Raw genomic sequence first — 13,306 nt, forward strand, 5'->3', positions numbered from 1 at the left:
CCACACAGACAAGCTCACAACGGACCAAAACATGACAGATAATACCTCACGCGACGGAGACGACGCGGCCATCGACGGCGGCGGCGCGACCGGCGACGCCGCCACCGACGGCGGCGTCGCGACGTCGGGTGCCGCACAGGCGCACAGCAACACCGACTACCTCGGGGCGGAAGTGAACATCCTGAACCCGAGCACGCCGTACATGCGAGACCACCTCCGCATCGTCTGGACGGGGTTCGCGATCTGGGTCCTCGCGGTGTGGGGGCCGGTGACCCTGACGAACCTCGCGCCCGGCGTGATGACGCAGACGATGCCGATCTTGCAGTTCCCGCTCCACTACTTCCTCGTCGCGTTCGGCGCGCCGACCAGCGCCCTCGTCCTGGCGTTCTGGTACTCGCGAAAGCGGGACGCGCTCGACGAGAAGTACGGCATCGAGCACGATGACGTCGCGGCGACCGACGGAGGGATCGACGAATGACGGCGGGCTCGCTGCTCCTTCAGAGCGAACTACTCCCCGAGGCGCTCGACATCTCGTTCAAGATCGGGCCGGCGCTGCTCGTGATCGGGATGCTGGGGCTGTTCCTCACCATCGGGTTCGTCTTCCGCGTGGCCGACACCGACGACATGTGGGTCGCCGGCCGGTCCATCGGGAACGTCGAGAACGGGATGGCGATCGGCGCGAACTGGATGTCCGCGGCGTCGTACCTCGGGATGGCGGCGTCGATCGCGCTGGCCGGCTTCTACGGGCTGGTGTTCGTCGTCGGCTGGACGACGGGCTACTTCATCCTCCTCATCTTCCTCGCGGCGCAGCTGCGCCGGTTCGGGAAGTACACGGCGCCGGACTTCGTCGGCGATCGGTTCAACTCCGACACCGCGCGCGCCATCGCGGCGGTGACGACGTTCCTCATCGGCTTCGTCTACGCCATCGGGCAGGCGAAGGGGATGGCGCTGGTCGGCCTGTACATCTTCGGTAACTACGGCGGGCTCATCCCGGGCCTCGACGGGTACCAGGTGATGGTCGTCGCGATGATGGTCGTCACCGTCGGCTACCTGACGCTGTCCGGCATGCTGGGCGCCACGAAGAACCAGGCGGTCCAGTACGTCATCCTCATCCTCGCGTTCGTGGTCGGGCTGTTCGTCGTCGGCTACACGAACGGCTACTCCACGGTGCTGCCGCAGCTTGAGTACGGCGCGCTGATCAGCCAGCTCGGCAGCGAGTTCTCAGAGCCGTTCGCCGGGTCGAGCTACTACCTCTGGGTCGCGACGACGTTCTCTCTCATCGTCGGCACGTGCGGGCTCCCGCACGTGCTCGTCCGGTTCTACACGGTCGAGAGCGAGCGGACGGCCCGCTGGTCGACGGTCTGGGGGCTGTTCTTCATCTGTATCCTCTACTGGAGCGCGCCCGCGTTCGCGGCGTTCGGCACCGACCTCTACTCGCAGAACGTCGGCGCCACGTACGGCGACCCCGGCATGACGAGCGCGGCCAGCGAGGTCATCGTCGTGCTGGCGGCGCAGCTGTCCGGGCTGCCGGAGTGGTTCGTCGGCATCGTCGCGGCGGGCGGTATCGCCGCGGCCATCGCGACGGTCGCGGGGCTGTTCATCGCCGGCTCGTCGGCGATCAGCCACGATATCTACACGAACATCATCAACGAGGACGCGACGCAGCGCCAGCAGATCCTCGTCGGCCGCCTCTCGATCGTCGCCCTAGGCGCGCTGACGACGCTGGCGGCGCTCAACCCCGCCTCGTCGATCGCGGCGCTCGTGGGCTACGCGTTCTCGCTCGCCGGCTCCGTGCTGTTCCCGATGTTCTTCCTCGGCATGTGGTGGGAGAACGCCAACCGGCAGGGCGCGCTCGCCGGGATGACGACCGGGCTGACGCTATGGGCGATCCCGATGATCAACCAGATCGTGCCGACGTACATCGGCTCGCTGGAGGCGCCGCTGTCGGCCGGGCTCGCGACGTGGATGCCCGCCATCGGCTCGGCGCTCATCACGCTCCCGGTCGTGTTCGTCGTCACCATCGTCGTCTCGATGGCCACCGACGAGCCGTCGCTCGAGACGAAGCGGATCGTCCGGCAGTGTCACAGCCCCGAGCCGATGGGGCAACAGGAGACCGCGGAGGACGTCGTCGCCGCGGACGGCGGCGAGGACGTGGCGACCGATGGCGGCCGCGCAGTGGACGACGCGGCCGCCGACGGTGGTCGCGCAGTGGACGACGCGGCCGCCGAGGGTGACCGCGCAGTGGACGACGCTGACCCTGACGACACCACGGAGGGGGAGCGGTGATGTACGAACGCATCCTCGTGCCCACGGACGGCAGCGACGTCGCGGAGGCCGCGGTCGACCACGCGCTCGACCTGGCGGAGAAGTACGACGCGGAGGTCCACGCGCTGTACGTGGTCGACATCGACTCCGTCAACTTCAGCCTCGGCACCGAGCAGGTCGACCGGCTCAAGCAGGGGCGGTTCGACGAGATGGGCGAACTGAAGGAACGGGCCGACGAGGCGACCGGCGCAGTCGCCGACCGCGCCGACGAGCGCGGCGTCGACGTCGTCGAGCACGTCTCCGGCGGCCGCCCGCACAAGGTGATCGGCGACTACGCCGAGGACCACGGGATCGACCTCATCGTGATGGGGAGTCACGGCCGGGCCGGCGTGCGCCGCGCGCTGCTCGGCAGCGTCACCGAGCGCACCCTACGCTCGACGCACGTCCCCGTCCTCGTCGTCGACTACCTCGAAGAGGACTGAGGTCGCCGCGCCGGGACCGCCTCTCCCGGACCGGGAACCGCTTCGTCGCGCGGACGACGCCGCGCGATTCCGCAACATCGACGTACCCCCTTCACCCACACTCTATCCATGCCCGACTCGGACGCCGCGGAGACGCCGGACGACGAGACAGACCCGAGCGTCGCCGACCGCGCCCGGACGGTGCTCAGCGAGAAGGGCACCGGCATGGCGCAGGACCTGCTGTTCGCGCTCGCGTGGGTGGGACTCGCGTCGCTGCTGTACGACTTCGCCTTCCCGACGGCCCCGCGGTGGGTGCTGTACATGTTCATGCTCGCGGGGATCCCGGCGTACTTCGGCTTCTTCATCTCGCTGGAGGTAGCCAAGGAGCGCAGCGCCCGGTAGCGGGGGTGCTCGGCGACGCTCGGGTCGCGTCACCCGGCGAGTTCGCGGATATCCGACACGTCGAGCAGCCGCTCGCCCGGGTCGAGCGCGGCGCGGTACGACGCCCGGGCGACCGTGCCGACGGCCAGCGGCCGCGCCTCGCCCAGCCGCGAGGCGATCGGTCGCGCGCTCGCGAGGAACCGGAGGACGCGGTCGGCGACGCCCGGGAGGTGCGGCTGTCCCTCGCCGTACACCGGGCCCGGGCGGAGCGTCACCACGTCCAGGTCGAGGTCCGCGATGGACGACTCGGCGCGGCGCTTGGCCGTCAGGTAGGCGTTCCGCACGCCGGGGGGCTTCGCCGCCGCGGAGAGGAAGACGAAGGCGTCGACGCCGGCGCGTTCCGCCTCCAGCGCCGTCAGGACGGCCGCGTCGCCGTTGACCCGTTCGAAGGTGACCCCGTCGCTCGGCGACTCCGTGAGCGCGCCGACCGAGTGGACCACGGCGTCGACGCCGTCGAGGCGGTCGCGCCAGGCGTTCGGGCGGAACAGGTCGGCGCTCGTCCACGAGACGGCGTCCGCCCACTCGGCGTCGACGTCGGGACGGCCGCTCCGCGAGACGCTGCGGACCTCGTGGCCGTCGCGGACCGCGAACCGGCAGACGTCGCGCCCGATGAAGCCGCTGCCGCCGACGACGAGGAGGGTGGCCATGTCGCGGCGTACGCGCCGCCCCGCCTTGGGGCTTCGGGACGCCGCGCGGGGGAGGAAAACGCGGTTCGGCGCCGGTCAGCGCCGGAGGAATCCGAGGAGCCGGTAGTCGCCCTCGGGGTCGTACCGGCGGAACAGGAGGCTGTTCGTGAGGACGGACACCGACGAGACCGCCATCGCCCCGGCCGCGAGGACCGGCTGGAGCAGCCCGAGCGACGCGAGCGGGATCATCGCGGTGTTGTAGCCGAGCGCCCACACGAGGTTCTGTTTGATCTTCTGGAGCGTCGCGTCCGAGACGCGGATCGCCTTCACCACGTCGAGCGGGTCGTCGCGCATCAGCGTCACGTCCGCGGCCTCGATGGCCACGTCGGTCCCGGAGCCGATGGCGGTGCCGACGTACGCGACCGCCAGCGCGGGCGCGTCGTTGACGCCGTCGCCGACCATCATCGCCCGGCGGCCGTCCGCCTGGATCGCCTCGACGGCGTCGGACTTGTCCTCGGGGAGGACGCCGGCGCGGACGTTGTCGGGGTCGATCCCGACCTGCTCCGCGACCGCCCGAGCCGTCCGCTCGTTGTCACCGGTGATCATCATCACGTCGACGCCGCGCTCGCGGAGCTGGCCGACCGCGCGCTCCGCGCTCGGCTTCACCGTGTCCGCGTCGGCGACGACGCCGAGGAGCTCCCCCTCGTCGGCGCCGGCGGGCACGCGGGCGACGAGCATCGCCGTCTTGCCCTCGCGTTCGAGCCGCTCCATCGTCTCCGCGGCGGCCGCGGCGTCGACGCCGGCGTCGCGCAGCAGCTTCCGGTTGCCGACGAGGACCTCGTCCCCGTCCACGGTCGCTCGCACGCCGTGTCCGGGCACGTTCTCGAACTCCTCGGGGTCGGAGAGGTCGAGACCGCGCGACTCGGCGCCCTCGACGATGGCGCGGGCGAGCGGGTGTTCGCTGCCGCGCTCCGCGCTCGCGGCGAGCCGGAGGACCTCGTCCCCGCGGGCCTCGGCGCCGTCGCCGACCGCCGAGCCCTCGTCCGCCGCCGAGTCGCCGCGCTCGGCGACCGTCCCGCCGTCGGGGAGCGTCCCGCCGTCGTCACCGAAGGCGACCACGTCGGTGAGCTCCATCTCGCCTTCCGTGAGCGTCCCCGTCTTGTCGAACACGACGGTGTCGACGTCCTTCGCGCGTTCGAGCACGTCGCCGCCCTTGAACAGGACGCCGTGTTGCGCGCCGATGGTGGTCCCGACCATCGTCGCGGCCGGCGTCGCGAGTCCCAGGGCGCACGGGCACGCGATCAGCACCGACGAGGCGAAGACGACGATAGCGAACTCGAACACCGAGACGGTCCCGCCGGCCGGTGCGGGCCCGCCCGCGACCTGACCCCACAGCGGGAGCCGGTCGACGAAGCCGGCGAGCGCCTCGGGGAAGAGGAACCAGACGACGCCCCAGAACAGTGCGTTCGCGATCACCGCGGGCACGAAGTACGCGGAGATGCGGTCCGCGAGGTTCTGGATGTCGGGCTGGCGGGACTGCGCCTCCTTGACGGTCTGGACGATCTGCTGGAGGGCGGTGTCCGCGCCGACCTTCGTCGCCTCGACGACGAGGAGCCCGTTCTCGTTGATGGTGGAGCCGACGACCTCGTCGCCCTCCGACTTCTCGACGGGGACGGACTCTCCGGTCACCATCGACTCGTCGACCGCGGACTGCCCCTCGACCACGACGCCGTCGGTCGGGATCTGCTCGCCGGGGCGGACCTTCATCCGGTCGCCGACTTCGACCTCCTCGATCGGCACCTCGCGTTCGGTCCCGTCCTCGTCGACGAGGGTGGCGGTGTCGGCCTCCATCTCCAGCAGCTTCCGGAGCGCCTCGCCGGCCTGTCCCTTCGAGCGGGCTTCGAGGTAGTTGCCGAGGGTGATGAAGACGAGGATGAGCGCCGCCGTGTCGAAGTAGACGCCCCCGGCGACCAGGTCGAGGAGGACGGCGACGGAGTAGACGTACGCCGTCGTCGACCCGAGGGCGATCAGCACGTCCATGTTGGCGCGGCCGTTCGTGACGAGCGCCTTGTAGGAGTTCACGTAGAAGGGCCGGCCGAGCACGACCTGGACCGGCGTCGCGAGCGCGAACGCGACCCAGTGGATCCCGACGCCGAAGAGCCGGTCCGGCACGATCGCGCCCCCGAGCAGCAGGTTGTCGACGAGGAAGAACAGCAGCGGCGCCGACAGCGCGGCGCCGAACAGCGTCAGCCGGAGCTGTTTGCGGATCTCGGCGTTCCGCGCGGCGTCCCGCGCGCTCTCGCCGGATCCCTCGCCCTCGCCGTCGGCCCCCTCGCCCTCTCGGACCGGTGAGTAGCCGGCATCCTCGACGGCGTCGTACAGCGCCGACAGCGAGGTCTCGGCGGGGTTGTACCACACCTGCGCCTCGTCGGTCGCGTAGTTCACGTCGGCCTCGACGACGCCGGGCACGGACTCCAAGGCGTCGCGGTTGGCGTCCGCGCAGTTCGCGCACGTCATGTCGGTGATCGCCACGGTCGCCGTCTCGGCGACCGCGCCGTACCCCGCCGACTCGATCGCGTCGTAGATCGCTCCGAGCGAGGTCGCCTCGGGGTCGTACTCGACGGTTGCCTCGTCGGTGGCGTAGTTCGCGTCCGCCCGCGAGACGCCGTCGAGCGACTCCACGGCGTCGGACACGCTCGCCGAGCAGTTGGCGCAGCTCATCCCCGTGATGTCGAGGTGGGTGGTCCTGGTGCTCATCTTGGGTAATACTACGGGCTACACCCTTAGTGCGTTTTCCACTTCGAAACCAAAGGTTCGAGAGGCCGATTTCTTCGAATCGAAAGCGAGACCAGTCCGGGAGGCCCGACCGGAATCTACTGACCCCGAAAGAGGGCGGGACGGCTCTGCCTCCGCGGGAGAGCGAGACTTCGAAACCGCGGTCGACCGAAGGCTATTGGACGCGGCGCCCCCTCCCCGAGGTATGGCTCGCGTGGAGCGACTCACGGTGTTTCCGGTGAAGGGGTTAGACGGGGTCGACGTCGAGGCGGCACGGGTCCTCGACGGCGGGACGCTGGAACGCGACCGCGAGTTCGCGCTGTTCGACGCCGACGGCGACGTCGTCAACGGGAAGCGGACCGACCGCGTCCACGACCTCGCGACCGACTTCGACCCCGAGTTGGGCGCGCTGCGGGTCGAAACGCCCGACGGGACCGTTCGGCGGTTCGACCTGGAGGCAGAGCCGGCCCGCGCGGCTGCGTGGTTCGGCGACTTCTTCGACGCGGACCTCCGACTCCGGCGGGACGAGTCGCTCGGGTACGTCGATCGACGGGACATGGGCCCGTCGGTCGTCAGCACCGCGACGCTGGAGGCGGTCGCGTCGTGGTTCGACGGGATGACCGTCGAGAGCGCGCGGCGCCGGCTCCGGGCGAACGTGGAGGTCTCGGGCGTCCCGGCGTTCTGGGAAGACCGATTTGTCGGCGAGGACGCCCCGGCGTTCGAGGTAGCCGGCGTCCGCGTCGAGGGCGTGACGCCGTGCGGGCGGTGCGTCGTCCCCGAACGCGACCCCGACACCGGCGAGCCGACCCCCGAGTTCCGCGAGCGGTTCGTGCGGCGCCGCGAGGCGACGTTCCCCGAGTGGGCCGACGCGGACGCGTTCGACCACTACTACTCGCTGATGACCATCGCGCGGATCCCGGAACGCGACCGGGGAGAGACGATCGGCGTCGGCGACGAGGTCGCGGTCCGCGAGTGAGAGCGCGGGGGCCTCGCCGCTCGAACGCCGCCGATCGAGCGGCGGAGACTTTCGTATGGGCCGAATACGCCTGACACAGCGCGTGTGGCGCCGATCCGGCGGGGCACACAACACTTATCACCACGTCGGGAGACAGTTAGGACGCGATGGCGACAGGCAAGGTCGACTTCTTCAACGACACCGGCGGCTACGGATTCATCGAGACTGACGACGCTGACGAGGACGTGTTCTTCCACATGGAAGACGTCGGCGGCCCGGACCTCGAGGAGGGACAGGAGGTAGAGTTCGAGATCGAGGAGGCGGACAAGGGTCCGCGCGCGACGAACCTCACTCGGCTGTAGCTCGGTCGCGGCATCCGCTACCGACGAACTCGGACAGCTCTCGAAACGCGTTCTCCGTATATTACCACCGCGAGCCGTGCCGCCGCCGTTTTGGTCGCCGGGCCTGAACCCCCGGCCATGGAGCCCGCCGAGCTCGACGCGTTCGTCGCCGAGAACCTCGACCGCTACGCCGAGACGCAGGGCGTCCTCCCGGAACGCTTAGCGGAGTTCGGGAAGGCGTACCGGTCGCAGGGACACCTCACGCGCGAGCAGCTGTACGAGATCGCCTACGAGTCGTCGACCCGGAGCGCCTATCACGTCGAGAAGAACCCCGAGTCCCGGTGCCGCGAGGTGACGCGGAACGCCCGCGCCGCGGACGGGGACTTCTCGACGATCCACCTGATCACCGGCCTCGCCGGGTTCAAGGCGCCGACCGCCTCGTACGTGCTGGCCGCGCTCGACGGCGACCGGCACGCCGTCGTGGACACGCGCGTCTGGGCGTCCTTGGAGCGGCTCGGCTACCTCGACGGGCGGAAGGAGTCGTTTGACGCCGCCGATTACGTGACGATGATCGAGCCCATCCGCGACATCGCCGCCGAGACCGGGCACCGCGCGGTCGACGTGGGGTACGCGCTGTTCGCGCACGACGCGCACGTCCGGGAGGGGACGCTCCACTGAGCGGCGCGCGGGGACGGCCGCCGGCGACACGAGGCGCGGCGACTGCCTACACCGGGTACTCGACGCCGGTCGCCTCGGTCGAGTACGCCCAGAGCTCCCGGGCGTCGTCGCGGTCGTAAGAGGCGTCGTTCGAGCGCCCCACGGTCGGGTGCCCGCGCATGTTCATCAGCCCGCCGGGCTCGACGTAGGCGCCGCCGTCGACGTCGGTCGTCGCCGCGTACAGCATCGGCTCGACGCCGATATCGGCGTCCTGGCCCAGCACCGCGTTCGCGGCCTTCATCCCGACCTTCATCAGGGGGTTCCCGCTCTCCTCGGCGGTGCGCATCTGGAGGTTCGTGTCCGTGTAACCCGGGTGGCAGGCGACGCTGCGGATCCCCGGACCGTCCCCCTCGCCGTCCGCCGCGTCGAGGCGGCGCTGGAGCTCGTAGGCGAACAGCAGGTTCGCGAGCTTGCTGCGCCCATATGCCTGCCACTTCCCGTAGGAGCGCTCCCAGTTGAGGTCGGAGAAGTCCATCTCTCCCTGCTCGTGGGCGCCGGACGACTGGGTGACGACGCGCGCGTCGCCGCCGATCCCCTCGGCGGCGGCGAGGAGGTCGAACAGCCGCCCCGTGAGCGCGAAGTGGCCGAGGTGGTTGACGCCGAACTGCGTCTCGAACCCGTCCTCGGTCTCGCTCCGCGGGATGGCCATCACGCCCGCGTTGTTACAGAGGACGTCGACGGCGTCGTAGTCGTCCGCCAGCCCCTCGGCGAACGCCTTCACCGAGTCGAGCGAGGCGAGGTCGCACTCCCGGACGTCGAGGTCGCCGTCGAGGCTTCCCCGGACCTCGGACCGGATCTCGTCGGCGGCGTCCTCGGCGCGCTCGACGCTCCGACACGCCATCACGACGGTCGCGCCCTTCGCGGCGAACTCCCGGGTGCCCGCGTAGCCGAGCCCGCTGTTCGCGCCGGTGACGACCACCGTCTTCCCGTCCAGTCGCGGCATCTCGTCGGCCGTCCAGTCCGTCATGGATCGGAAATGGGGCGTCGCAGTGAGAAACCTGTCGGCGGGCGAACCGGCTCCACGAAGCCGTCCCGTAGCGCGGTGAGACGCCCTGATAGAGCGACCCACACGCCGGACGAGACGGCGTCTGACGCCGGACTCCACTTTCACTGCGCCGCCGGTGCGTTTTTAGGTGCCTCGGGGGAAGGGAGGGATACCGAATGACGTCCTTCCAGTCGACGATCGGCGACGAGGAGGGGATCGCGGAGGAGCTGGCCGAGGGCCAGCGCGAGATCTCCATCGCCGAGTTCTTCGAGAAGAACAAACACATGCTCGGGTTCGACTCGGGCGCCCGCGGGCTCGTCACCGCCGTCAAGGAGGCGGTCGACAACGCCCTCGACGCGACCGAGGAGGCCGGCGTCCTCCCCGACATCTACATCGAGATAGAGGAGGTGGGCGACTACTACCGGCTCGTCATAGAGGACAACGGGCCGGGGATCACGAAGGAACAGCTCCCGAAGGTGTTCGGGAAGCTCCTGTACGGCAGCCGGTTCCACGCGCGCGAGCAGTCCCGCGGGCAGCAGGGGATCGGCATCTCGGCGGCCGTGCTCTATTCGCAGCTCACCTCCGGCCAGCCGGCGAAGATCACTTCGCGCCCGAAGGGGCAGTCGCGGGCGCAGTACTTCGAGCTCATCATCGACACCGACACGAACGAGCCGGAGATCCAGGCCGACGAGGAGACGACGTGGGACCGCCCGCACGGCACCCGGATCGAGCTGGAGATGGAGGCGAACATGCGCGCCCGCCAGCAGCTCCACGACTACGTGAAACACACCGCGGTCGTCAACCCGCACGCGCGGCTCGAACTCCGCGAGCCGGGGCTCGACGAGCCGATGAAGTTCGAGCGCGCGACCGACGAGCTGCCGGCGGAGACGAACGAGATCCGTCCCCATCCGCACGGCGTCGAGCTCGGGACGCTGATCAAGATGCTGGAGGCGACCGAGTCGTACTCCGTCTCCGGGTTCCTCCAGGAGGAGTTCACGCGCGTCGGCAAGAAGACCGCCGACAGCGTGATCGGCAACTTCCGCGACGTGTACTACGGCCGCGAGCTCGCCTGGTCACCGCCGCGCGCCCACGACGACCGGGACGTGGCGGCCGCGGTCTCGGAGGCCGTCGCGAACAAGGGCGAGGCGGCGACGACCGCCTTCGCCGAGGGCGTCGCCGAGACGGTGGGGAACAAAGACCGGATCGCCCGGTCCGAGGTCGCCGAGATCGTCGACAACACCGCCGAGACAGTCGCCGACGACACGGGCAAGACGTTCGGCGGAACCGTCCGCGAGAACGCGGTCGACGCCGCGTGGCGAGCGGTCACCGGACTCGGCGGCGACGCGGACGAGGGCGGGTCGGACGGCGACGACGGCGACGCTGAGTCGCCGCTCGTCCCCGACGTGTACGCGCTCGTCGACGAGGCGACGTCGACGCGGAAGGACGACGCGGCGGTCCAGGCGATGGCGGAGGCGCTCGCGCGCCGGTTCGAGAACGTCGACGGCGACGCGTTCCGGATCACCCGCGACGACCTCGAACGGCTCGTCGCGGACGCGGCGTCGTTCGTCGCCGAGCAGCGCGACGCGACGTTCGGCGAGACCGCGCGCGAGAACGTCGTCGAGGCGTTCTGGTCGCGGGCGCGGACGGTGCCGGACGACCCGCCGAAGGTGAAGGCGATCGCGGGCGACCGCGACGCCGCCGCCGACCTGCTCGAAGCGATGCGGACCACGGACATCCTCGCGCCCCCGACCGACTGCCTCGCGCCGATCACGGCGGAGCTGGTCGAGGCCGGGCTCCGCAAGGAGTACGACGCCGACTTCTACGCGGCCGCGACCCGCGACGCCGACGTCCACGGCGGCGACCCGTTCATCGTCGAGGCCGGCATCGCCTACGGCGGGTCGATCCCGTCCGAGGGGTCGGTCGACCTGCTCCGGTTCGCGAACCGCGTCCCGCTCGTCTACCAGCGCGGCGCCTGCGCGACGACGGACGTGATAAAGGGGATCGGGTGGCGGAACTACGGGCTCGACCAGCCCGGCGGCTCCGGGATGCCGAACGGGCCGGCCGTCATCAGCATTCACGTCGCCTCCACCAACGTCCCGTTCACGAGCGAGTCGAAGGACGCGCTCGCGAACGTTCCGGAGATCGAAGACGAGATAGAGCTCGCGGTGCGGGAGGCCGCCCGCGAGCTGAAGTCGTACCTCAGCAAGCGGCGCTCGATGCAACAGCGCCGGGAGAAGCAGGACGTGCTGGGTCGGATCCTCCCCGAGATGGCCGACAAGGTCTCGGAGGTCACGGGCCGACCGCGCCCCGACATCGACGGGGCCCTGGCGCGGATCATGAACAACGTGAGCGTCGAGCGCGAGGTGAACGGCGAGACGGTGACGCTCGTCGTCGAGAACCACTCCGACGTGAACGAGCAGCTGGAGATCACGGACATCGTCTCGACCGAGCCGACCGACCTCTCGGACGGGACGGTGGTGGATATGGACGGCGAGTGGTTCGTCCAGTGGAAGCCCGAGGTGCCCTCGGGCGACGAGCGGGAACTGACGTACGCGGTCGACGGCGACGCGGAGTTCGAGGTCAGCGTCGGCGGCGTGGAGACGGAGAAACTGACGGTGAACGCCTAAATGACGACAGAAAGCGACGCACGAGACGAGCTGATCGACCTGGCGGCGGACTTCTACGACCAGTTCGCGTCGGGGTCGATCCCGGAGATGACGCTCCCCACGCGGACGAAGAGCAACATCGAGTACGACGAGGAGAGCGGCGTCTGGACCTACGGCGACCGCACCTCGACGCGCAGCGCCAACTCGGTGCGGGGGGCGCGCAAGCTGTTGAAGGCCGCCTACACCATCGAGTTCCTCGCGAACCAGCTCGACGACGACCGCTCGTCGACGCTGCGTGAGCTGTACTACCTCTCCGAGTCATGGGACAACGACGAGGCGCAGTTCTCCTCGCAGGACGAGTCGAACGACCTCGTGGAGGACTTAGAGATTGTCACGGGCGTCACCCGCGAGGACTTCCACATGCGCCCGGAGGAGTCGGGCGCGAAGGTGATGGGGCCGCTGGAGATCCGCGAACAGACCAACCGCGGCGACCGCGAGATCCACTGCCAGCTCGACGTGGGCCAGGGCGGCTACCAGATCCCCAACAACCCGGACACCATCGAGTTCCTTGACAACGACGCCGAGTTCGTCCTCTGCGTGGAGACCGGCGGCATGCGCGACCGGCTCGTCGAGAACGGGTTCGACGAGGAACACGACGCCCTCGTCGTCCACCTCGGCGGGCAGCCGGCGCGCGCGACCCGGCGGCTGACGAAGCGCTTCCACGACGAGCTCGACCTCCCTGTGGTGGTGTTCACCGACGGCGACCCGTGGTCGTACCGGATCTACGGCTCCGTCGCGTACGGCTCGATCAAGTCCGCGCACCTCTCGAAGTACCTCGCGACGCCGGAGGCGCGGTTCATCGGGATCCAGCCCGAGGACATCGTCGAGTACGACCTCCCCTCGGACCCGCTCTCGGACTCGGACGTTAACGCCCTCGAATCGGAGCTGGAGGACCCGCGCTTCCAGACGGACTACTGGGAGGAGCAGATCGAGCTCCAGCTCGACATCGGCAAGAAGTCCGAACAGCAGTCGCTCGCGAGCCGCGGGCTCGACTTCGTCACGGACACCTACCTCCCCGAGCGGCTCGGCGAGATGGGCGTGCTGTAGGCGCGACCGCCGGCCCGACCGCGGACG

The 13,306-nt window shown here is 70.0% G+C and carries 12 protein-coding genes; 9 read left to right on the forward strand and 3 right to left on the reverse strand.

The features are described 5' to 3' along the window. Positions 1–31 precede the first annotated feature (31 nt). The 4 genes from HPS36_RS14260 (at position 32) to HPS36_RS14275 (ending at position 3,128) form a co-directional block, all read left to right on the forward strand. Positions 32–478 carry a DUF4212 domain-containing protein gene (locus HPS36_RS14260; RefSeq protein ID WP_173230662.1) on the forward strand — a complete coding sequence of 149 codons (447 nt, stop codon included), beginning with the start codon at positions 32–34 and terminating at the stop codon, positions 476–478. Next, positions 475–2,286, forward strand: coding sequence for a VC_2705 family sodium/solute symporter (locus HPS36_RS14265; protein WP_173230663.1), 1,812 nt, complete (start codon positions 475–477; stop codon positions 2,284–2,286). The genes HPS36_RS14260 and HPS36_RS14265 overlap by 4 nt, the downstream gene beginning before the upstream one ends. Next, the gene (locus HPS36_RS14270) at positions 2,286–2,747 is read left to right on the forward strand and encodes a universal stress protein (protein ID WP_137715801.1); all 462 of its coding nucleotides are present in this window, start codon (positions 2,286–2,288) and stop codon (positions 2,745–2,747) included. The genes HPS36_RS14265 and HPS36_RS14270 overlap by 1 nt, the downstream gene beginning before the upstream one ends. Before the next feature lie 108 nt (positions 2,748–2,855). Next, the gene (locus HPS36_RS14275; RefSeq protein WP_173230664.1) at positions 2,856–3,128 is read left to right on the forward strand and encodes a hypothetical protein; all 273 of its coding nucleotides are present in this window, start codon (positions 2,856–2,858) and stop codon (positions 3,126–3,128) included. A gap of 29 nt (positions 3,129–3,157) precedes the next feature. Here the strand turns inward: HPS36_RS14275 and HPS36_RS14280 are convergent, their stop codons facing one another. After that, complete coding sequence (locus HPS36_RS14280; protein WP_121562363.1) at positions 3,158–3,814, reverse strand: NAD-dependent epimerase/dehydratase family protein; 657 nt, start codon at positions 3,812–3,814, stop codon at positions 3,158–3,160. A gap of 75 nt (positions 3,815–3,889) precedes the next feature. After that, positions 3,890–6,550: a heavy metal translocating P-type ATPase gene (locus tag HPS36_RS14285; RefSeq protein WP_173230665.1), complete on the reverse strand. Its 2,661-nt coding sequence runs from the start codon at positions 6,548–6,550 to the stop codon at positions 3,890–3,892. 223 nt (positions 6,551–6,773) lie between these two features. On the opposite strand from HPS36_RS14285, the gene HPS36_RS14290 reads away from it, so the two are divergent. From HPS36_RS14290 to HPS36_RS14300, 3 genes are all read left to right on the forward strand, one after another. Beyond that, positions 6,774–7,544, forward strand: a complete 771-nt coding sequence (locus HPS36_RS14290; protein ID WP_173230666.1) for an MOSC domain-containing protein — start codon at positions 6,774–6,776, stop codon at positions 7,542–7,544. Positions 7,545–7,690: 146 nt separating this feature from the next. Continuing rightward, positions 7,691–7,885 carry a cold-shock protein gene (locus HPS36_RS14295; RefSeq protein ID WP_004045866.1) on the forward strand — a complete coding sequence of 65 codons (195 nt, stop codon included), beginning with the start codon at positions 7,691–7,693 and terminating at the stop codon, positions 7,883–7,885. A gap of 117 nt (positions 7,886–8,002) precedes the next feature. Beyond that, the gene (locus HPS36_RS14300) at positions 8,003–8,542 is read left to right on the forward strand and encodes a hypothetical protein (RefSeq protein WP_173230667.1); all 540 of its coding nucleotides are present in this window, start codon (positions 8,003–8,005) and stop codon (positions 8,540–8,542) included. A gap of 46 nt (positions 8,543–8,588) precedes the next feature. On the opposite strand, the gene HPS36_RS14305 is transcribed toward HPS36_RS14300, so the two are convergent. Continuing rightward, positions 8,589–9,548, reverse strand: coding sequence for an oxidoreductase (locus tag HPS36_RS14305; protein WP_173230668.1), 960 nt, complete (start codon positions 9,546–9,548; stop codon positions 8,589–8,591). A 194-nt stretch (positions 9,549–9,742) separates the two neighbouring features. Here HPS36_RS14305 and HPS36_RS14310 point away from each other — a divergent pair, with 194 nt between their 5' ends. Both HPS36_RS14310 and HPS36_RS14315 read left to right on the forward strand, forming a co-directional pair. Then, a complete protein-coding gene (locus tag HPS36_RS14310) occupies positions 9,743–12,193 on the forward strand; it encodes a DNA topoisomerase VI subunit B (RefSeq protein WP_173230669.1) in 2,451 nt (816 codons plus the stop codon). Then, complete coding sequence (locus tag HPS36_RS14315; RefSeq protein WP_173230670.1) at positions 12,194–13,279, forward strand: DNA topoisomerase IV subunit A; 1,086 nt, start codon at positions 12,194–12,196, stop codon at positions 13,277–13,279. Positions 13,280–13,306 lie beyond the last annotated feature (27 nt).

This window comes from Halorubrum salinarum, assembly GCF_013267195.1.
Lineage (GTDB): Archaea > Halobacteriota > Halobacteria > Halobacteriales > Haloferacaceae > Halorubrum > Halorubrum salinarum.

Coding starts and splice junctions, on each gene's coding strand:
- HPS36_RS14260 (WP_173230662.1), top strand. CDS start 32: ATGACAGATAATACCTCACGCGACGGAGACGACGCGGCCATCGACGGC.
- HPS36_RS14265 (WP_173230663.1), top strand. CDS start 475: ATGACGGCGGGCTCGCTGCTCCTTCAGAGCGAACTACTCCCCGAGGCG.
- HPS36_RS14270 (WP_137715801.1), top strand. CDS start 2,286: ATGTACGAACGCATCCTCGTGCCCACGGACGGCAGCGACGTCGCGGAG.
- HPS36_RS14275 (WP_173230664.1), top strand. CDS start 2,856: ATGCCCGACTCGGACGCCGCGGAGACGCCGGACGACGAGACAGACCCG.
- HPS36_RS14280 (WP_121562363.1), bottom strand. CDS start 3,814: ATGGCCACCCTCCTCGTCGTCGGCGGCAGCGGCTTCATCGGGCGCGAC.
- HPS36_RS14285 (WP_173230665.1), bottom strand. CDS start 6,550: ATGAGCACCAGGACCACCCACCTCGACATCACGGGGATGAGCTGCGCC.
- HPS36_RS14290 (WP_173230666.1), top strand. CDS start 6,774: ATGGCTCGCGTGGAGCGACTCACGGTGTTTCCGGTGAAGGGGTTAGAC.
- HPS36_RS14295 (WP_004045866.1), top strand. CDS start 7,691: ATGGCGACAGGCAAGGTCGACTTCTTCAACGACACCGGCGGCTACGGA.
- HPS36_RS14300 (WP_173230667.1), top strand. CDS start 8,003: ATGGAGCCCGCCGAGCTCGACGCGTTCGTCGCCGAGAACCTCGACCGC.
- HPS36_RS14305 (WP_173230668.1), bottom strand. CDS start 9,548: ATGACGGACTGGACGGCCGACGAGATGCCGCGACTGGACGGGAAGACG.
- HPS36_RS14310 (WP_173230669.1), top strand. CDS start 9,743: ATGACGTCCTTCCAGTCGACGATCGGCGACGAGGAGGGGATCGCGGAG.
- HPS36_RS14315 (WP_173230670.1), top strand. CDS start 12,194: ATGACGACAGAAAGCGACGCACGAGACGAGCTGATCGACCTGGCGGCG.